16 protein-coding genes and 1 tRNA gene are annotated in these 21,550 nt (G+C 42.2%); 8 read left to right on the top strand and 9 right to left on the bottom strand.

The genetic code is table 11. The features are described 5' to 3' along the window. Positions 1–35 precede the first annotated feature (35 nt). From WCM76_07555 to WCM76_07535, 5 genes are all read right to left on the bottom strand, one after another. Positions 36–644: an MCP four helix bundle domain-containing protein gene (locus WCM76_07555; protein ID MEI6765481.1), complete on the bottom strand. Its 609-nt coding sequence runs from the start codon at positions 642–644 to the stop codon at positions 36–38. Positions 645–648: 4 nt separating this feature from the next. Continuing rightward, complete coding sequence (locus tag WCM76_07550) at positions 649–1,371, bottom strand: CheR family methyltransferase (protein ID MEI6765480.1); 723 nt, start codon at positions 1,369–1,371, stop codon at positions 649–651. Positions 1,372–1,540: 169 nt separating this feature from the next. Further along, a complete protein-coding gene (locus tag WCM76_07545) occupies positions 1,541–2,881 on the bottom strand; it encodes a PAS domain-containing protein (GenBank protein ID MEI6765479.1) in 1,341 nt (446 codons plus the stop codon). Between the two features lie 1,057 nt (positions 2,882–3,938). After that, complete coding sequence (locus tag WCM76_07540; protein MEI6765478.1) at positions 3,939–5,093, bottom strand: site-specific integrase; 1,155 nt, start codon at positions 5,091–5,093, stop codon at positions 3,939–3,941. Between the two features lie 107 nt (positions 5,094–5,200). After that, positions 5,201–5,276: transfer RNA gene (locus WCM76_07535), tRNA-His, on the bottom strand. 223 nt (positions 5,277–5,499) lie between these two features. Between WCM76_07535 and WCM76_07530 the strand changes: the two genes are divergently transcribed. From WCM76_07530 to WCM76_07510, 5 genes are read left to right on the top strand one after another with little or no spacing between them, the layout of a single operon-like run. After that, positions 5,500–6,789, top strand: a complete 1,290-nt coding sequence (locus tag WCM76_07530; protein MEI6765477.1) for a lipopolysaccharide biosynthesis protein — start codon at positions 5,500–5,502, stop codon at positions 6,787–6,789. Then, complete coding sequence (locus WCM76_07525) at positions 6,779–7,888, top strand: CapA family protein (GenBank protein ID MEI6765476.1); 1,110 nt, start codon at positions 6,779–6,781, stop codon at positions 7,886–7,888. The genes WCM76_07530 and WCM76_07525 overlap by 11 nt, the downstream gene beginning before the upstream one ends. Beyond that, complete coding sequence (locus WCM76_07520; protein MEI6765475.1) at positions 7,851–9,476, top strand: asparagine synthase C-terminal domain-containing protein; 1,626 nt, start codon at positions 7,851–7,853, stop codon at positions 9,474–9,476. The genes WCM76_07525 and WCM76_07520 overlap by 38 nt, the downstream gene beginning before the upstream one ends. A gap of 37 nt (positions 9,477–9,513) precedes the next feature. After that, positions 9,514–10,506, top strand: coding sequence for a type IX secretion system membrane protein PorP/SprF (locus WCM76_07515; protein ID MEI6765474.1), 993 nt, complete (start codon positions 9,514–9,516; stop codon positions 10,504–10,506). A gap of 3 nt (positions 10,507–10,509) precedes the next feature. Next, positions 10,510–11,109 carry a T9SS type B sorting domain-containing protein gene (locus WCM76_07510; protein ID MEI6765473.1) on the top strand — a complete coding sequence of 200 codons (600 nt, stop codon included), beginning with the start codon at positions 10,510–10,512 and terminating at the stop codon, positions 11,107–11,109. A 156-nt stretch (positions 11,110–11,265) separates the two neighbouring features. Here the strand turns inward: WCM76_07510 and WCM76_07505 are convergent, their stop codons facing one another. From WCM76_07505 to WCM76_07495, 3 genes are read right to left on the bottom strand one after another with little or no spacing between them, the layout of a single operon-like run. Beyond that, positions 11,266–12,141, bottom strand: a complete 876-nt coding sequence (locus WCM76_07505) for a 4-hydroxy-3-methylbut-2-enyl diphosphate reductase (protein ID MEI6765472.1) — start codon at positions 12,139–12,141, stop codon at positions 11,266–11,268. Positions 12,142–12,149: 8 nt separating this feature from the next. Next, the gene (locus WCM76_07500) at positions 12,150–12,635 is read right to left on the bottom strand and encodes a hypothetical protein (protein ID MEI6765471.1); all 486 of its coding nucleotides are present in this window, start codon (positions 12,633–12,635) and stop codon (positions 12,150–12,152) included. A 51-nt stretch (positions 12,636–12,686) separates the two neighbouring features. Continuing rightward, positions 12,687–14,039, bottom strand: coding sequence for a hypothetical protein (locus WCM76_07495; GenBank protein ID MEI6765470.1), 1,353 nt, complete (start codon positions 14,037–14,039; stop codon positions 12,687–12,689). A gap of 177 nt (positions 14,040–14,216) precedes the next feature. Between WCM76_07495 and WCM76_07490 the strand changes: the two genes are divergently transcribed. Next, on the top strand, positions 14,217–16,187 hold the full coding sequence (locus tag WCM76_07490) for a tetratricopeptide repeat protein (GenBank protein MEI6765469.1): 1,971 nt from the start codon (positions 14,217–14,219) through the stop codon (positions 16,185–16,187). Between the two features lie 106 nt (positions 16,188–16,293). Continuing rightward, positions 16,294–17,058, top strand: coding sequence for a YdcF family protein (locus WCM76_07485; protein MEI6765468.1), 765 nt, complete (start codon positions 16,294–16,296; stop codon positions 17,056–17,058). A 38-nt stretch (positions 17,059–17,096) separates the two neighbouring features. Here WCM76_07485 and WCM76_07480 read toward each other — a convergent pair whose 3' ends face one another. Next, positions 17,097–18,872 (bottom strand): aconitase/3-isopropylmalate dehydratase large subunit family protein, encoded by a 1,776-nt coding sequence (locus tag WCM76_07480; protein MEI6765467.1) that lies wholly within the window; start codon positions 18,870–18,872, stop codon positions 17,097–17,099. Between the two features lie 134 nt (positions 18,873–19,006). On the opposite strand from WCM76_07480, the gene WCM76_07475 reads away from it, so the two are divergent. Beyond that, positions 19,007–21,544 (top strand): T9SS type A sorting domain-containing protein, encoded by a 2,538-nt coding sequence (locus tag WCM76_07475; GenBank protein MEI6765466.1) that lies wholly within the window; start codon positions 19,007–19,009, stop codon positions 21,542–21,544. The last annotated feature ends 6 nt before the right edge of the window (positions 21,545–21,550 follow it).

Here is a 21,550-nt window from a genome sequence, read left to right as displayed (position 1 = left end):
TTGGTGGACCAGTTTGCCGCGGAATGAGTGGACTACTATGTGCGGAATATCCATATTATCAATGACTGAATCTGAACTTCGTCCTTCTTCACCTCCGCGGCAACATAAAAGCCGTCTGCTCTTTTCATGGCGGCAGATTCCAAATTGTTTATGCCCTTCATCATCAGAGCTTCATTTGCTTCTGCGCCAAGCAATGCCTGCACACGAGCTTCCTTAAATTTCCCATCACGCCAAAGAATTATACTTGAATCGCGAATAAGGTCCCAGTCGGCAAAAGCCTTGTTGGCACTGTCAACCGATGCTTTGCTTCCCAAATATGATTCATAAACAATCTTAAAATTGCTATTAACCCTACCTTTGGCTTGTTCCAAATCATAAATATTACGGTTGAAATCAACTTCATTTTCTGTAGCGATGGCTCTGGTAAATGAACGGCTCATTGCAATGATATCCCGTTCTATTTCCCTAATGGACATATTTACTTTATACGAGTTATTATAAAGGCTTGATGTATTTTGCCATAGCACGTTGGAGTGTCTTGTTGCATTTATGCCGAGCACCACCACCATAATTAGCGTTGCCATAAAACCTCCCAGCAACAGAGTTCTTATCTTCATCTTTCGGAACAGTAGTACCTTCTTCATTGCATTATTGTTTAAAAAATAAATTACTTACGGCTGAATACAATTTAAATCCCCCGAAATTCTCAACGAGGGTGCGTTCGGATTCATCAACCAACAAAAATCCTTTTCTGTTCAGTGAATTGTATAGTTTATTGATGATAGTCCGCTGAGCATCTTCATTGTAGTATATCAAAAGATTGCAGCAGCATATCAGGTCAAAGCCGCCAAAAATGCTAGATGGTGGCGACGATGTGCCTGCTTCAAGTATATTGTAGTTAGAGAATTCAACATTCTTGTGAATTTCAGGATTTAAAAAATAATATCCGGCCACCTTGCTAAAATAGTTTTTGACTTGCGAATATCTAAGGTTATTCAGCGCGGCAGGGCTGTATATACCTTCTTCTGCAGTTAAAAGAGCTGACTGCGAAATATCTGTTGCAAAAACGATGGGTAGATCACACTCTTGATTCCGTTGTTTTAAATCATGTGCAAGTAACACCAGCGAGTAGGCTTCCTGACCTCCGGCGCAACCGCAAGACCAAAATCTTGGCAACGACTTTTTTTCTTCTGATTTCCGCACTAACAAGGCCGGAAATACATAGCGTTCAAGGATGGCGTAATCAATTGAATTTCTGAAAAATAAGCTGAACGGGACATTGAGCGAAGCTATTAATTCTGCCGCTTCAAGGGCGTCGTTTTTTATCATCAATCCGTATTCGTCGAAATTCGCAAAGTCGTACTTGTGCATACGCTGTGAAATACACTTTTGCAGAAATGAAGCAGAATAAACCGACAAATCTTTTTTATACTGTTCAGCGAAGCAATTGATTATTCTTTCCAATGATATACTTTCCTATCGATAAAATAAATTAAAACCATTATAAAACACAGCGAACCTTATAGAAATGGACTCACCATTATCTGAAGTGCGCTCCTGCAGCCGCATCAATAACATCATAATCTGTCCGGTTAGGAATTCTATATTTTTCAATGCTTCCCAACTTTTTCAAGAGCTCATTAATTTCCATTTTCAGATCAATCATTTTTTGCTCCCTGCTAATGAAATTTTTATTTTGCTTCTCAAGCATCTGCGACTTCTTGGTCAATTCGTTTTCAGCCTGTTTTAAACGGCTGATATCAAAACAATGACCAATGAATCCAATGAATTCGCCTTGTCCGTTGTAATTTGGACTCCCTTTATCGAGCAACCATTTATATTCCCCGGTAAATTCTTTTAAGCGGTATTTGATTTCAAACGGTTCTTGGTTGTTCCATGCCCGGTTAAAGGCTTCGGTGCGCAGGGCGATGTCGTCCTGATGAACGTCGCTAGTCCATTCGTTACCTATTGCTTCTTCCAGTTTCCGTCCTGTAAATTTTAGCCAGGGCTCATTAAAATAAGTACATAGCTTGTCGGAACCGGCAACCCAAATCAAGGCCAATCCCGAATTGGCAAGATTGCGGTACTGAACTTCTTTTTCCTTCACTTCTTCCTCGGCAGCTTTACGGGCAGTGATATCATGTACCAAAGAATACAACAGGTTGACTCCGGAAATATTTACCGGACCTGAATATACTTCTACGTCCCGAATCTCCCCGTTTGCCATCCGATGCTTAAAATTGAAGAGCTTTTTGTTGTTTTTTAGCGCTAATTGCATTTCACTTTTAATCTCTTCTGGAGTGAGGCAATTAATTTCTGCGATGTTTTTTCCGACCAATTGCGACTGAGACCACCCATAATATTTGCAAGCTGAAGAGTTCGCCTCAATAATCTCACCGGTGGTGGGTTGAATAAGCATCATCACCGCATGACCATTTTCAAAGAGCGACTTATACCATGATTCATTTTGACAACCTGTAGCTAAGGCACTCTTTCGTCCTGAATTAGCCCTGATGAAATACATATATCTGTTTGCAGTCAGTTTCATTGCATCAACCAACCAAGGGCTCGTCGTGCCATTTTTGTGAATGCCCTTCAATTCTGCCGGCGAATCTTCGGATTCAGCTAATTGTCGTAAAAAAGCTGCTGATATCCCGTCATTTCCGTAAAATATTACAGCCGATGAGTGCATACTCAGTAGTTCAGCTTCTGAATAACCGGTAAGCAGACTCATTGCGGAGTTAATGACGATGCAATACCCATCCTGGTCGGTAATTAATATACCCATGGGAATATTCTCAATCAAACTCCGTGAAGTATTTTGGCTAAACCTAACTTCTGGACTTTCTAATTCTTGTTTTTGAGTAGCTGTGTTTTCCATAATGTTTTTGTTTAATACAACACGTCGTGACTTCAGATAATCAGAAATTTTTTCATGGATTATTCGCGATTTTGTGTCTTGGTATAAAATAAAGATATTGCCATGCTCATTTAAAAGCAAGTCGGGGTAAAGTCCTATACAGCATCGATGTGTGAATTGCCACGAGCATAAAAACGCTGAAATTTGGAAGTCGGGAGTCTGTAATTGGCTAATTATAGGATTGTTGCCTTTTGGTCAAAGTTGTGAATATTTTTACTGTTAGAGAAGCTTTTAAAATTCAAATTATTGTTTTAGAATAGGATAAAGAAAAGGCAGCTATTCTAAATGCTCACGCGAATTTTAACATCTATTAACAATAAAGCGTCATTTTAGCATGATATAGCCATGCTTAGCATTTGATTTCAGTACGGAATTAACATATGGAGCCGAACTCGCTGAATGGTTTTTTGCCGATATGTTATTATTTAGATAGGTTGGTGCGCTTACCGGGCTCTGCCGATATTCAGCAACGGCCAAACTGCTTGGTCCCTGTTATCAGAGGGTGCCAAGCAGTGTAGTTAGGTGACGATTAAAATTTAAATCGAATTGAATGGGTGGTGGATGTATATGTTTTTATTTATACATAACATATTTCAATCAATGCGTTTGGTCGTTATTGAATCCTTTGTCCGATAGATTAAAATTATTCTGCGTGCTTTTCCTGCAAAATATTAACCTTTGCTTTTCGCAAGAAAAATAGCATTGCCGCGCCGGTATTTGTTGCGCCTCTTTCCAGGTATTTCATTTCTATGAGCTTGATAAGTTAGCACTTCTCGCCCCAACCGTTTTTTCTGATGGGGAGATAAACACTGTAAACACCTTACGTAAACGTGCAAAAGCGAAGTATTTTACTACTTCTTACACCCCCACATGGGCATTCACAATAGAAATTTCCACTTCTCAATGTGTCAATAACCTATTTGGCTTCTTTTTGATTTTTTTGTGTCGCCATATTTTTATGTCTGTTAATTTGTTTGTGAACGGTCGCAATAGCCTTGCCTATAACTACCTATAAAAACTAAATCTCCGGCATTTTCAGCAGGAAAGCTTCATTGTCATAAAGTCCAAGAGACTTCAGGTAGTTATCAGTCATATCAATGGTACTGTGTCTGCATTGCCTTTGGATGCTTTTCATATCAACTCCAGCTTTGTATGCCATAACAACCCCAGTGTGCTTCCATGAATAAAGTGTGTGTCGATTATCAATTTTTAGAGTGTCAAGAATTTTTCTGTGTCTTTCACTCATTTTATTTTTTGACAACAAACGATCCGTGCTGCCAGTAGTGAAAAGAAAGCCATTATTTTTCTTATTAAACCCTACCGAGATTAAATATTTTTTAAAAGGTTCTGGAATATCCACAAAACTCTCTTTCCCATTTTTTGAGATAGTTGCCGGGATGAATATTTTTCCTGATTTTAGATCAAGTTGCTCAAATTTTAAAAGTCTGATTTCATTAGGTCGTAAATAGCAATAATAGATGAACTGAATAAATGTCCATAGTTGCGGATCCTTATTCAGAATGCTTTTCTTTAGTATTTCTATTTCAGCATTAGTATAAGCCAGATTTTGATATGATTTAATCTCTTTTTGCTTCCTCAGTTTCATAAAAGGATTTTCAGCTACAAGTTCCCTTTCTTTAAGTTCATTGAAGAGCGATTTAAGGTAAGACACCTTGCTGTTTATAGATTTTCCATTAAGTTTTTCACTCAACACAAGGGAATCGATAAAACCTAAGGCATCCAGCCTGTCAAATGAATGAATGGGGGAATTGCTTAGACGTTGGTTCTTTGCCCACTCAAGAAAGCCGTTAACTGTGCTGCTGAAAGAAAGGTATGAGCTACGTCGGAACGATTGCTTCTTTATTTCAAGGACGTGTCTTAATGCAGCATCGATGGTCATGACTTGCGTCACCTTGATGCAGTCCTCTGCTTTTTTTGTCGCATCAATATGATAGCCTTCGTCAAGTATGGTATTAATCGACGCAATTCTCTGATTTGCGTATGCTATTCTCTGATCAGTGGTCTGGTAATCATTAACGGAATAATCTCGCTTCCGCACCATTTTCCCTTTTTGGGCGTTCCAGACATAGAACTTGATGTACCACCTTTTTGCAAGGTCGCCTCCACATTTAACTAATTCCGCTTTTTTGAAAGGGTGCATTTTTTCGTGCAAATCTAACTTTTTCAGCTCAAATACTGACGCTACTGACGCAGAAAGTGACGCAGCCGAAAAACAAAAAAATCCAAAGCGCTCGTTATCAGCAATTTGGATTTTTGTCGGGGTGGAAGACGGGTTTCGAACCCGCGACCTTCAGAACCACAATCTGACGCTCTAACCAGCTGAGCTACGACCACCATATAACAGACCGCAAAAATACACTTTTTTTTTGAAAATAAAATGCTAAGTAAAATATTCGGTTTTCTTTGCGGTCTTATTGGCTGTTCAGTAGTTTACAATTTGAAAATCGGCAATTCCGGAAATCTCAATATCACAATTTAGCGGTCTGAGCAGCGTTAACATCAGTGAAATCATAATTATTAATTGTTAATTATTACCTGTTAATTCTTATTTTTGGCTGATGAAGCAAAACCCGGACGGACAACCCAGAAAACATGAGTTCCTCAGGAACGTGTTCACGCTGTTTTCCGGCTCACTGGCATCAAGCGCCATACCGTTTCTGGCAACCATCATCCTGTCGCGGTATTTCTCCGAAGAGGTTTTCGGTACATTTTTCGTGTTTTCATCAACCGTAGCCGTACTTTCTATTCTTGGCACGCTTCAGTACGAACTTGCCATTATGCTGCCCGACAACGAACACGAATCTGTCAATCTTTTTGTATTAAGTATTGCAGTAACAGTTATCGTAAGCTTGCTGCTGCTTGTTGCTGTCGCCTTGCTGCACAATCCCGTGGTTCGCCTGCTGGGCGATGAAGGCATGAGTTTCTGGCTTTGGTTCGTACCACTCAGCGTGCTGCTTACGGGCATTTTCCAGGCTTACAACTATTGGTGCAACCGTTTTAAACGCTACAGTCTCATTTCCTGGTCGAAAGTGAGCCGCGCAACCACCATGAGTGCATTGCAGATAGGCGCCGGATTTGCACCACTGTTCAAAAGCTTTGGCCTGATAGCCGGGCAAATCATCGGTCAGCTCATCGGAAACCTGCATATTATCTACCTAAGCATGAAGGAAACACGCGCCATGATGAAATTCGTTTCATGGAAAAAAATGTTGTTTGTAGCACGCAAATACCGCGATGTTCCACTGTTCAATACCCTGCTGCAAGGCATGAATTCACTTTCAAACCAACTCCCGGTATTTCTGCTTACGCGCTTTTTCGGAACCGCCACAGCCGGTCAGTACGGCATGTCGAACCGCATCATTGCAACGCCCATGGGACTCATCGGGCAAAGCACGGGGCAGGTGTTTTTTCAAAAAGCCACTGAAGTGTTCAATGCCCGCGGCGACTTCTACGGATTGATCAAAAAAACGTATGTATCCTTACTGAAAGTAGCAGCCCTGCCCTATTTGCTGATGCTGATATTTGCACCCCTGCTGTTCAGTTTCTTTTTCGGGGCGAAATGGGGCGATGCGGGCATTTACACACAAGTGCTGGTACCATGGCTTTTCATGATGTTTTTAAATTCGCCCCTCACATTTATTATTACCATATTAAATAAACAGCGTCAGATGGTGGTGTATGATTCTATGCTGATTATCATGCGCTTTGCCTCGCTTTATGTGGGTTATAAAGTGTTTAGCAGCACGCTGGTATGCCTTGCGCTCTTTTCCGCTACCGGATTTTTGTTTAATCTTGTCCTGATGTTCTATTTTCTGTACATATCCAAACATGCGTACCGTGGAAAATAAACTGGAACTTTCTTTCTCGGGCGATGTGTGCCTGAACGGCGTTTTCCGCGATAAGACAGTTGGCGGTGAAGAAATATTTTCTTCGGAAGTGTCAGCATTCATGCGCTCTTCCGATTTTTTCGTATGCAATCTCGAAGGACCGCTTTCAGCAGATGCGGCATTGACGGTGTCGTCGCCGCAAGGCAGCATTGAATACCTGGCACAGCGCGGTGTGAACACATTTTGCCTTGCCAACAATCATATTTTTGATGCAGGAATCAAAGGCTTTGATGATACCGCTTCCGCGATAGACCACCTGTCGTTAAAGCGTTTCGGCGCAGGCAAACGTATTGAGGAAGCCTCGAGCGTAGTGTATCTTGAAAAGAACGGATTGTGTGTTGCCCTTATCGGGATGTGCCACAACGAAGGAATGACGGCTGCTGCAGCGAAGGCAGGCGTATTTTCCGAAAAAGATATTGCGCTTCTCGGGACAAGAGTAACCGAAGCAGTGGCTCGTGCAAACCGCATCATTGTAGTGTTTCACGGGGGCGAGGAATTCACAAGCTTTCCGTCGCCGCCCAAACGGGTGCTTCTGAAACGTATTGCCTCTATTCCGGGCGTGGATGCCGTGGTATGCCACCATTCGCACAGCTTACAGGGCATGGAGCGCTTTGGAGACAAGCTTATTTTTTATTCGCTCGGGAATTTCGTGTTCGACCTTGAAGCACACAAACCCTATGCAAATACCCGCCAATCGGCTATTCTGAAATTCACGATTACAAAAGAACTGATGTTCTTCAACTTTTTTCCAATTGAAATTGATGGGAATAAAGGTTGTATAGAAGCCCGCAATGTTCCGTTTGACGAGGAGTTCAAAGCTTTGTGCGATTTCTCGGATTATCAGGAAAAATGGGAAACAGAGGCGTATAATGTATTGTATAATACACCGAATGCCGCTAATGACGGACAAAACAAAGGGACAGGATTAAAAAGCATTTCTCCGCTGCTGTGGCCTTTTCATGCTTCATTTTATAGAAAATTGTTTGGCCTTGCCGGCGATAAATACCGCAGAAGCCTTGTGAATGCAGCACTTAAGCACAGGAGAAAACGAAATGCATAGGCTGCACCTGATACATAACAAAGGTTTTCGCTGGACTAAAACTGCAAACGGTTTTTCCAAAGGAGCGCTGTACAGCCCTGATGGTCGCTTTTACGGTAGCAGACACACACATGAATATTTTAATGATGCCGTCACGGTCGCAGCGCTGGAAGATCTCGTTGTCAATGCCAACGGTATGTTCAGCGTGGTTTGTGTTTACAACGAACTAATCGTTCTGACCGTTGACCACATCCGCATGTTTCCCTTGTTCTATGCTAAGAAAGACGGTAAATATATCGTCTCCGATGATGCGCTTTTTCTGGCAAAAGAATGTGATTTGCACGAAAAAGATGAGCTTGCTGAAGCAGAATTTCTCGCTTCGGGTTATGTAACGGGCAGCAAAACCCTGATAAAAGGAGTCTTTCAGGTGCAGAGTGGCGAATTGCTTGTTTTAGGGGCGAATGACATTCGTCCCATTTCCTATTATTCATATGCTACTTCCGAGCCTTACATTCATAATTACAGCAAGTTACGTAATTCCGCAATTGAAATTTTGCATATCGCTTTTAATCGTTTTACAGAATCACTTCAGGGGCGAACAGCAGTGCTGGCACTCAGCGGAGGATACGATTCCCGCCTTATCGCAGCTATGCTGAAGCTTGCAGGATGCGACAATACCATTTGCTTCACCTACGGTCGCGCGGGAAATGCGGAATCTGCCGTAAGCGAACAGGTGGCAAAAAAACTGGGGTTTAAGTGGTATAATATTATTTATAACGAAGCGCTGATCAACGGTTACCTTGATGATGAAGGGTTCCGGGAGTATTATACGTTTTCGGCAAACACCACATCGATGTTTTTCATGCAGGAATATTTTGCGGTGCGTGAATTGAAAAAGCGCGGACTTATCCCTGATGACGCGGTTTTTGTATCAGGTCATTCGGGCGATTTTCTTGCCGGAAGCCAGCTCACCAAATATTATATTTCTGAAAATGCAGGCATCAGTGAGCTTACAGAAAGCCTTTACAATGGGAAGTTCAACATGTTGCATCCCGCCAAGGAAATGCAAACAAAAATAAAAAATGAAATCCGTAAATTTCTGGAATACGGTATTGGCAAGGGCTGCATAGGCTATTCCGTGTACGAAGACTGGGACTTGAAAGAAAAGCTGTCTAAGTTCATTGCTAATTCTGTCAATGTTTACGGCTATTTTGGTTACGAATGGCGCCTTCCCTTCTGGGATATCGATCTGACCGATTTTTTCAGAGATATTCCGTATGAATTTAAGATGAATAAGGCATTGTACGACGACATCCTGATACAGGAATTCTTTGAACCTGCCGGCCTCACATTTGAAAAAGAGTTACAGCCATCTGCAGGCGAAATCCGCTCACGCAATTTTAAAAATGCAGTAAAATCAATCCTTCCGGGCAATATCCGCCAAAAATTATTGCAGCGCACCGACAATATCTGTTATCACGAGATTACGTCCTATATGCTCAAAGACCTTGAAAAACGGGGCATTCATGCACGCATCCACGGCAATACCTACAACTCTGTAATTGTTCAGTGGTATGTTTCGAAAGTAAACACTTCATTTGCAATTTAATGAACAAATTGTTATATTTGTTCTTATTTTATACGTTATGATACAAAGAACATTTCTTTTTGTGATTGCATTTTGGTTCATTGCAACAGGCGTGCATGCTCAAAAAAACACTTCTGTTTCCCCCGACACCCTACCGGTTGAATACCGCCTTCACTACACAAACAGCATTTTCAACAGCATTGAACAAAATCCTGCTTATGCAGGTGCAGCGCAACAGTCAGTTTTTAAAACCGGTTTTGAGTACAACATGCCATTTCTTGCTGTGCAGGAAGGTATGCATTATCCTTTTGCAGCAAGTGTTTCGTACGATGGTTATATAGGAAAGAAAAAGAATTTCGGGATTGGGAGCAGCATTTTATACACATCTGAGCCCTTCAAATTTACCGAACAGGCGCTGCTGGCCTTCAACTACAGATTTAAACTGGGGAAATTCTCAAAGCTCAGAGTTGGCCTTTCTTTAATAGGTTTCACCGGAGGTACAGATTTCAATGCAATTCACTTTCCGGATGAATATAACTACCATCAGGGACATGTTTACCAGACTTCAGAGGAATATCCGGGTTCTTCTGGTTACTCTAATGTCAATTTTGGAGCAGGTTTATTTTACACCCGAAAATTGCTGTGGGCAGGGTTTTCCGTGGCAAACCTAACCGAACCGGAGGTTCGCTATTTTAGTTTATCGCGCATCCCCCGCGTTTATTATGCATCTGTGGGCAATACCTTCAGGTTGCGGAAAGAAGTCTCAGTAATCCCCTCGGTAAATTTCACTTACAAAAACAAGGACATATTGGTGATGCCGTCCGTTATGGCAAGCTGGAAAAATATGCTTGGTGCGGGCATATCGATGCAGAATGTTGATTTCTTTTATGCCCGGCTTGCCTTTAATTTTTTTGAGCATATTGCCCTTGAAGGCTTCATGGAAATACCGCTAAAAAGTACAGTGCGTAACGGATTTGGATGGCTGACCTCGGTTGGAGGTTCGTTGAAATACAGTTTCGCCGGAAATAAAAATTTAACCATAATCCGCTGAGCCATGAGAAAAATAATCATCGTTTTCATGCTTTGCCCGCTGCTGTTTACAGCCTGTAAAAAGTATGACGCCAATAGCACTGATGAGGAACCACTGGTAAAGACGATTCTTGTCAATTCAGACATCCCCGATATGAGAGTCCCTTTTGGTTCGAAAATTACGTTGGATGCCACTATGCCCGGTGCAACTGCGTATTTGTGGACGCAAGCCGGAGAAACAAGTCCGACCATTCTTTGGGATGGGCATACTCCTGAGATCATTGTTCAGATTATGGCTTCGGGACAATTACATTCTTACACTGTTGAAATCATGTATGATCAGGCTTTTGTATGGTGCCCCACTACTTTTACACCAAATGGTGATGGCCGTAATGATTTCTGGTATCCGATATTGCACCTTGTTCCTGAAAATGGTTTTAAACTCAGCATATTCAATTCCGATATGAAGCTGATGTTTTATTCTGAAGACATTTATAAATGTCGCTGGAATGGTAAGTCTAATGATGTATTACAGCCTGTTGAAACCTATTATTTTACATTACAGTACTACAACAATCAGCAGAAAAAGTGCACTTCGTCCGGACAATTTTTACTCTGTAAATAATCAAAGTAATAAGTTGAAAGTTAAAAGTTCATAAAGTCTGAAAGGATTGAAGTGCAGCCCATCCGGACAATTTATACTGTGTAAATATTCAGCAATTTGTTTCCTGATTAGTTGTAAGCAGAAAATTCTATTCAAATTTTAAGTTGAAAACTTCGATTAAACCATTGCCATAACGGCGGTTGCAATATTTTCCATAACCCAGAGCGGTGTAGATGTGGCACCGCAGATACCAATGCTTTCAGCATCAGCAAACCAGCGTACATCAAGCTCGGCGGGCTCACAGATAAAATAGGTTTTTGAGTTCACCGATTTGCATTCTTCAAACAAAAACAATCCGTTTGAGCTCTTTTTGTCGCTCACAAAAAGGATAAGGTCGTGTTCTTTTGCGAATTTCTTCAGCTGAGGGGTGCGGTTGGAAACCTGCCTGCAAATGGTATCATTGGGAATAAAATCAACCAGCAAGGAAACATTGGTGCCTTTAATCCTATTTTCAATGGCTGAAACGATTTCGCGGAAACCGCCCGTACTTTTGGTTGTTTGCGAATAGAGCCGGATTTTTTTTGAAAAATCTATTTTGTCGATATCCTCAATACCGCCGATTACTATGGCTTTTCCGGACGTTTGTCCCAACAGACCATTTACTTCGGCATGATGTTCTTTTCCATAAATCACAATCTGCCCGTCGGCATTTTTCAGCTGCTCAAAACCAAGTTTGATTTTATTCTGGAGTTTTAATACAACCGGACAGGACGCGTCAATGAGCTCAATATTATTTTGCAGTGCTATGCGATATGTTTCGGGCGGCTCGCCATGAGCGCGAATCAGCACTTTGCAATCGTGAAGGTCTTTGAGTTCTTCATGACCGATAACACGCAGTCCTTTATTTCTGAGGCGTTCCACTTCAGCGCCGTTGTGCACGATATCGCCCAGGCAATACAACTGACCTGAGCGGTCAAGTTCTTCTTCTGCCGCACGAATGGCAAACACTACGCCGAAGCAAAATCCGGAATGCGGGTCAATAGTAATCTTCATCAATAAAACTATTTATCAATCTCGGAAATAATGGTATAGAGCCACGTACGGAAGGCGTCCTGTTTTGTTCCGTCGGCAAGCAGGTCGTCGCCTTTTGTATTGCGCAATACCAGTCGGATGCCGCGATTCTGATTTTCTTTCAGGGCTTTCATATCATCTTTGCAAACGGCATCAAATTCGAGGGCTTTTTTAGTTTGTGTCCAGATACCGTCAATCATCAATAAGGTCATGTCCTCTCCTACATTTTGCAGCGATATTTTTTTAAATTCAAAAATGCCGTCTTCGCATTTCTTTATTCCAAAAAGAGCGTACATTTTTTTGATAAATGCATCTTTGCTCCGTGTTTTAATATCGAGGCAGGTATAGGATTTTTTCGTGGCTTTGTCAACCCAGGTTCCCTGAGCTATCTTTTCAGCGTCATCCTGAGCTTTAAGCAGTACCGGCATTGTAAAAAACGCCATCAATAAAGTGAATGCAGCAATTCTGAGTTTCATATTCATATGTATTAGCAGTTCAAAGGTAAATCAAAAATAAGAAAAAAAGTATCAGAGTTTTTTAATCTTGCGCCACATCTTTTTTTCATCAGGAAACACAATTTTTTCTTTCTGATATTCCTTATAACGCAGGCGGATTGCTTTTCGGTATGTGTCCTTGTTATTATCATTAAAATGTTCACCAATTTTTGCCTTGAATGCTTCCAGTGAAAGATCAAAACTGCCCATGCTCCAGTACAGGAATCCTTTGCAGATGTAGAGATTCAGGAGTTCGTCGTGCACGGGAGCCTGTGAGGCCATTTTATCGATGTACTGAACAGCAGCTTCTGCGGAAGCAGCCTGCGCCATCTTAAGATTATATAATGTAAGATGTTTTGAATACCAGCCTTTGTCGAGAGAATCACCTGCATAATCAATTTTGTAAAGGATATACTGCACGGCTTCATTGCGTTTGCCACCGGTCCACCGCCATTCAATATCATCTCTGGTAATCTTCTGTACAAGAGGAATGATGCGCCTTTGAGCCGAATCTTTATATGCCTTGATTTTGCAATCAGCGATAAATATCTGATATGCTTCAATCGTATTGCTGTTTTTAGCTGCGGCATAATTGGTGCTGTCGGCAATAAAGGTGGTAATCTCACCGATTCTCATTTTTGCTTTTTCGGCAAGAATATCATCCGGAAAATATTTTATAAATGTCTTGAAATCCTCCAGCGATTCACATTTTTTAAGCAGGCTTTCGCGTGCGCTTGCAAGCAGAGCGTCACCGGGGTATTTCTTTGCAAGATTATCATATTGTAAATAGCTGCTGCATGAACCGAACAAAGTTATTTTTTTATCCTGCAGCGTTTCTGCCTGAATAAGATAAGCCCTTTCGGGAGATATTTTATCAAAATTAAAGGAGTAAAAGATATCGATGGTGCTGCTGTCTGCAGTTATATATTGATCCTCTTTGCCGTGTTTCAGAAGCCAGCTTTTTAATGTAGCAGGTGTAACGTAAGGTTCAATGGTACTGCGTAAAAGACGGATTTCACATTCATTGTTATACACCGGTTTTATTTTCAGAAACGAATACAAATCACCAATTTCAAGATTCAGGTAACGCGAATTGTCAAGTTCCGTCATCCATGCTTCTATTTCAGTATTGCTTCCCTCGAGTTCTGTTGACAGAAATGTTATGAGGTAGGTGAATTCATCTTTTTTAGAAATGACCAGTGGCATTGCATTGTAAACAAATCCTCCCAGAAGCTGCTGTTCGACAGGTATTTTTTTATCGCCCAGCGGCATTGTAGATTTGTACCCGTATTTCTCAATGGCTTCGAGCAGGTCTTTCACGCCTTTGCATGAAGTGGTAAGGATGATTCCCAGCAGCATTATCACCGGAAGAATGAATTTGCGCATAATTCAATGGTTTGTTGAAACGGAATAGAACGACTTTAGCGTGCACATTACAGGCAGGATTAGTTGAGCAGAAAGTACAAATTTAATAAACTTGAGGTGTAAATGGTAAATTCTTACAGATGATTTCATTTTGTGATTTCTAAAAAAACACTTAGGTTTGAGCTCTGATTTCAGAATGTGATAAAACAAAAAAACAAAACGTCTGTAAAAGACGAAAATAAAGCAATGCATGTAAATTTCACCGGAAGGGCATGGCATGGCTATGTCCTTATTTTTGTATTCGCGTTTATTCTGTACGGGAACAGCATCATGAATCATTATTCCATGGATGATAACATGGTGGTGTTTAAAAACGAATCAATTAAAAAGGGATTTCGAGCTATACCGGGCATTTTTAAATCGCGTTATACCGAAGACAACAAGCAAAGCTATGAGTATCGCCCGATTGTGAAGTCCACTTTTGCCATTGAATACCAGTTCTTCGGCGAAAGCCCGCACATCAGTCATTTCTTTAATGTACTGCTGTATGCATTCGCCTGCATGCTTTTACTGTTGGTGATGAAACGCCTGCTGCAAGGCTATCATCCGTGGTTGCCTCTGTTTATTGCCTTGTTGTTTGCGGCGCATCCGCTGCACACAGAGGTCGTGGCCAGTCTTAAAAACCGGGACGAAATTCTAAGCTGGCTGGGAAGCCTGCTCACCTTGTGGTTTGTTATAAAATATGCTGACACTAAGAAATTGTGGTACTTACCGGCAGCCTTTTTATCTTTCATTTTTGCATACTGGTCAAAGTCAGGTGCACTGGCATTTGTAGCAGTTATTCCGCTTGCGTTGTATTTTTTTACCGATGCCGGGTGGAAGAAAATACTTGCCGGTACACTAGTAATTATTGCTGCATTGTTCATTGCGCGCGTGCTTCCACGATTTTATCTGCCGCATAATGAGCGCGTCATTCAGTACTTCGAAAATCCCTTGTATTTTCAGAAAGGATTCTGGGTACACATTGGCACATCACTTATTGTACTGCTGTATTACCTGCGTTTAATGGTATTTCCGCATCCGCTGATGTTCTATTACGGCTTTAATGAAGTTCCGGTGGCAGGCATTGGGAATTACTGGGCACTGCTGTCGCTTACGCTGAATCTGGCATTATTCGCGGTAGCGGTATATCATTTTCGGAAAAAGGCGCTCCTGTCGTTTGCAATTTTTTATTATTTCATTACGATTTCGATGTATGCTAACCTCATAAAACCGCCGCCGGGCATGGTTGCCGAGCGTTTCCTGTTTTCTCCTTCGCTGGGTTTCTGCATTCTTGTAATGATTTTGTTATTCTCACTATTCAAAGAACCACTGAAAACCATTGCCATGCGCATAAAGCCGGGCATCGTTATTATTTTGGGCGGTCTGTTGCTGCTGTATGCCGGTAAAACAATCAGCCGAAACCCCGACTGGAACAATGAACTGAGCCTGTACAGCCATGATATCAAATACGCTTCGCAATCGGCAAAAGCCAACAGCATGCTGGCATCGGTTTATATGGTTGAAGTTTACAGAGCGCCTAATGCAGCAAAGATGAAAGAAATGGCAACCGATGCCATCAAGTATTTCAGGGCTGCAGTAACAATCTATCCAAAATATGCTACTGCCTGGAATAATATGGGAAGCATGTATTTCAAGGTAATGCAGGATTATACCAACTCTGTTGAATGCTTTAAAAAAGCCATTGAGGCTGATACAAATTACACCGATGCGATTTTCAATCTTGGATATAATATGGATGTAATGAACAAATTGCCTCAGGCAGAAGTTCTTTACAGCCGTGCGTTGCTTACGGATCCTGAAAACGTGAATGTGCTGTCAAATCTGGCCAATCTGTATTTTAGAATGAAGCAAACAGGTAAAGCACTTGATCTTAACCGGCGCATCATAAGCATTGATCCTTCATCTGACGTGCCATACGTCAATATTGGCAATTACTATTTCATTACTACCGATACTGTTTCCGCAATTAATTACTGGGAGAAAGCTATTGATAAAAAGCCCAATAATAAAAGGCTTTGCGATAACCTGAGCCGGTATTTTGCCTATAAAGGGAATCAGCAGAAATCAAGCTATTACCGCAATCTGGCAAATAATGCAAGCAGATAATGGTAAATACTTCTTCGGACTAAACGAATAAACGTCTTAACGACTATACAAGTTGCCAACCAAACAATAATTATATTTGCACTTATCTCAAATCATAATTACGCCCATGTTTTTTCTGTTCAGTAAAATTCTGAGTTTCATTTTCGCCCCGTTTAGCTGGTTGATTGGGATGATGATTGCGTTACTGATTGTCAAAAATCCGAAAAGAAAAAAACGGCTTCTCATAACACTTGTAGTCTTTACGCTGTTTTTCTCAAATTCCGTATTTATAGATGAAGCGCTGCGTTTATGGGAGTTTCCGGTAACAAAAAATGAAGCATTGGGCACTTATGATGTGGGCGTTGTTTTGAGCGGAGGTATGGTAACCGAGGATACCCGCCTTGACCGGCTCACCTTTCAGAATAATACAGACAGAATATTGCAGGCAGTTGATTTGTATAAAGCCGGACATATTAAAAAAATACTGATTTCAGGCGGTTCGGGCAGTCTTGTTTACCGAAATATGCTTGAATCGGTACTGCTGAAAAAATATTTTGTGCGCATCGGAATTCCTGCTGCGGATATCCTCATTGATTCCGTTTCGGATAATACCCATGAAAATGCCGTTAATACTGCAAAAATTCTGAATGCAGAGTTCGCGGGCGGAAGCTATTTGCTGATTACTTCGGCATTTCATATGCGCAGGTCGCTCGCATGCTTTTACAAACAGGGACTATACCTTCACCCCTACGCTACCAATAAACTTGTTGGAATCCGCCGTTGGGACATTGGCTACCTTGTCATTCCAAGTATTGAATCCATAGGATACTGGGAAAAACTCATCCATGAAATCGCGGGATATATTATCTACGATATCAAAGGGTATATTTAACAAAATCATTTTGCTTGTTGACTTTCGTGAAGGAATAACTATTTTCCTTTCACAAAATTGACAAGCCCTTTTGCTTCAAAAATAGCCATGAGTTTTTCGGGCAGAGGCGCAAATGTGTATGCCGTTCCGGAAATATTGATGATACCTTTCGCAAAATCTATTTCAACGCTGTCGCCTTGTTTAAAGTTCTGAACCGCTTCTGGCACCACGAGTATCGGCAATCCCTGATTCACCGATGAACGGTAGAAAATGCGGTTTACAGATTTTACGATAACGGCTTTAACACCGGCAAATGCCAACCCAACCGAAGGATGCTCGCGTGAGCTGCCGCATCCGAAGTTAGCACCGGTAACAAGAATATCTCCGTTTTGAACACGCTCTGCAAAACTGTCGTCAAATCCTTTGAACAGATGCGGCATTATTTTTTCCGCTTCGTTGCTGTTTACATTATAAGTAAGGTTTCCGGCAAACATCTGGTCCGTATTCATGTCATCGATATCAGCGTAGTTCCACACGCCTTTTGCAAAGCGGTCTTCACCCTGTTTTATCTGAACGGTATGACCTTGTTTTGCTTTGTACGGGAATACATCTGTTGCCACAATTCCCCGAGGGTCGGTGATTTCTCCTTTAAGCGCCGAATGCGCTACTGTTGCCGGAGAAGCAAGATAAATATTTGCCTTTTCGTTGCCCATTCGGCCGAGGAAATTACGGTTGGCTGTTGATATTACATTCGCATTGTCGGCCGGAATGCCCTGTCCGGTTCCCAGACACGGTCCGCAAGAGGGCGATAAAAAATTCGCACCCGATTTCAGCAGTTCCGTTACCAGACCTTCTTCAATAGCTTTCATGTAAATATCCTGAGAAGCAGGAATGATTAACAGCTGAAAACCTTCAGGAATCTGTTTGCCTTTAAGAATTTCAGTCGCCACTCTGATATCTTCAATACGGCCATTGGTGCAGGTTCCAATGAGTGCCTGCTGTAATTTCGTGCCCTGAACTTCGCTTACCGCTTTTACATTGTCAACATGATGAGGTGCGGCAACTACCGGAAATATGTTTCCGAGGTCAATTGTATATTCTTTCAGATAAACGGCATCAGAATCGGCCCATGTGCCGGGTGTTGCAGCTCCTATGAATTCATGCAGCACTGTATCCGATGGAAAAACGGCATTCTTGGCGCCCATTTCGGAAGCCAGATTGGCAATGGTCATGCGGTCGGCAATAGACAGTGTTTTCACACCTTCACCATGATATTCGATTGACATATAATCGGCACCGTCGGAACCAATCATTCCGATAATCCATAGTGCAAGGTCTTTGGCAGCCACGCCCTTATCGAGTTTCCCGTTAAGGGTAATTTTTACGGAATCGGGAACGCGGAACCAGGTTTCGCCCTGTTTCCACAATCCGGCAGTTTCGGTACGGTCAATGCCGGCAGCAAAAGCGTTGAATGCTCCGGCAGTACAGGTGTGGCTGTCGCTGCCCACCACAATCATATCAGGACGCGCATACAGCGACATCAGCTGATGGCAAATTCCTTTTCCAACATCATGGAATTTTTTGATACCCTGCTTTTTCACGATGTCACGAATCTTCTGATAATCGTTGGCAAGCTTTGCATTTGTGGGAGGTGCGTTATGATCAAGTATGATGAGAATCTGGTCGGGATCCGCCACTTTTTCGCCGCCCATCTTTGCAAATGTTGCATGGATGCTTGATGAATTATCATGCGATAAAACAATGTGCGGTTTACGGAATACGATGCTGCCTTTGTCGGCACCGAGAATCTTTTCTGCATAGGTTTTTCCTGCCATAATAGATATGATTTTTTAATGTATATTCTGCTTAATTTGCGGTAACAAAAATATGTAATAAATAATTAGGACAAAGGCTCGTTGAATTTTTATTTTAGTAATTTTACCAATAACAAAATGTAAAAAAACACCCTATGAAAAAATGGCTCTTCTTTCTCTCTTTTTCACTCTGTTTGATGCTTGCAAAATCAAATGCACAACCCTGGATGCAGGCGCCATATCTGCAAAAGAGCAAACAATCGGCTGATTTTTATGACATCCGGAACTCATTTAACGCATGGTGGGGTAATCGCCCCTATGTGCGTGGGAAAGGATATAAACCTTTTAAAAGGTGGGAATATGTAATGACTCCGAAGGTTTATCCCACGGGACAGCTTCCCGCACCCGATAAATACCGCAAAGAATATCTGAAATTCATGGAAAACTATTCCAAATCAGGTATTCAAACCAAAGCAGGCGGAAGCTGGACGCCGCTGGGCTTGACATCATGGCAGCTGGGATACAGCGGGTACAATCCCGGAAACGGCCGTTTGAACGCGATTACCGTAGATGTTTCCGACAGAAACAGGATTTATGTAGCAGCTCCTTCGGGTGGGATATGGATCAGCAACAACGGAGGGTTAAACTGGAACACCTATTATGATGAAATGCCTACACTCGGTACTTCTGCAGTTGCCATTCATCCAAATAATCATAACACGATATTTATTGGCACCGGCGACCGCGATGCGTGGGATACCAAAGGTACCGGGCTTTACAAATCGACCGATGGCGGGCTTACCTGGAATACAACAGGATTGTCTTTTGCGCCCGATTACATGAATGTCAACAAAATTCTCATCAACCCCATTAATCCGAATACGATGTTCGCAGCAACTTCTGACGGGGTTTACAAAAGTATAAATGGTGGAAATACCTGGCAGCTCTCGTATAATCAGAGCGAAGTAAAAGACCTGAAGTACAGGCCCAACGACACAAGCGTGCTTTACGGAAGCGGATCTTATTTTATCCGTTCAACCGATGCAGGCAACAACTTCACGCGTAATACCACTGACTTGCCCAATGATACCGCGCGTCTTGAATTTGATGTTACCATTGCCAACCCAATGTACATTTATGTTGTATCATCAAGGCCCGACAATACTTTTGGTGCTGTGTACCGTTCAACCGACGGCGGATTAAGTTTTACGCAACGCGCCAATTCGCCCAACATCCTTGGTTATGCGGAAGATGGCAGCGATGGTTCGGGACAGGCGTGGTATGACCTCGCAATTGCCGTTGCGCCTAACAATGCAAACGAAGTTTTTGTAGGCGGCATCAATGTATGGAAATCGATTGACGGAGGCGCATCGTTTACCGTAAATACCATGTGGTACACCGGAAGTCCTTACACATACATTCATTGCGACATTCATTCGCTGAATTTTTATGGCGACAGTTTATATGCAGGCAGTGATGGCGGCATCTTTTTAACCGGCGACCATGGTACCAGCTGGAGCGACCTGAGTGCGGGCCTCGGCATCAGCCAGTTTTACCGCATGGGAAGTTCAGAAAATGCACCTGACCTTATTGCGGCAGGCGCTCAGGATATCGGTTCCAATTTATACCGTAACGGTAACTGGTGGCATGTTTATGGTGCCGATGGTATGGAAGCGATTGTTGATTATCAGGATTCCAATGTTATTTTCACTTCGTCTCAAATGGGAGGAATCGTAAAATCTGAAGATGGCGGCGTTAATTTTATGGATGCACGCCCCAACGACAGCATTTCAGGTGGCTGGGTAACACCTTACGTGATGGATGCCATAGACCATCTCACACTATTTGCCGGATACAAAGACGTTTACAAAACCACCGACGGTGCTTACGTGTGGCAAAATATTTCAACCAATCTGACCGGAGGAAGCAACCTCGATGCACTGTCTGTAGCCGCTTCCAACAATAACTATATTTACGCGTCCAGCAGCAACACGCTCTATTATTCAGCAAACGGAGGAACAACGTGGGATAGCATCGTTCCCGACGGGAATCAGTATATCAACTACATCGACGTTGATCCCTTGAATCCATTGCGTGTGTGGCTTGCCACGTCTTCGTGGTATGGCGATAAAATATTTTATTCGCACGACGGCGCCCATTCATTTACGGATATAAGCAGCAACCTGACAGACTTGGGCGTTAATTGCATTGCTTACCAGAAAAATGCGCACGATGCTTTGTATGTGGGCACAGAAGTAGGTATCTTTTACAGAGATTCAACCATGGCACTTTGGGTTCCGTTTATGACGAATCTGCCAAACGTTCCTGTGCGCGAACTTGAGATTAACTATGCAACAAACAGGATACGGGCAGCTACCTATGGTCGGGGTATTTGGGAAGCGCCATTGAATAGTTATGCAGCCATCAGCGAAGGTGCGCTGCACGATGCAGTGGAAGTTTTTCCCAATCCTGCAACGGATGAACTTACAATAAATATTTCATTAAAAACTTTGTCATCAGTAAGCATCACGATATTTGATGTTACCGGCCGTATGGTCAGAAATATTGAACCGGGGACTGTTCTTACAAACCGCCGGACTGTGGATGTTCATGGATTGTCACAGGGAAGTTATTTTGTAAGGATAAAATCCGGTGATGATACCGTTGTCCGGAAAATCAATATCATCAGATAGTACGCG

The organism is Bacteroidota bacterium (genome assembly GCA_037133915.1).
In the GTDB taxonomy this organism is placed as follows: domain Bacteria; phylum Bacteroidota; class Bacteroidia; order Bacteroidales; family CAIWKO01; genus JBAXND01.
The sequence above is the reverse complement of the archived record's forward strand: the minus strand, read 5'-3'. Positions and strand labels throughout refer to the sequence as shown.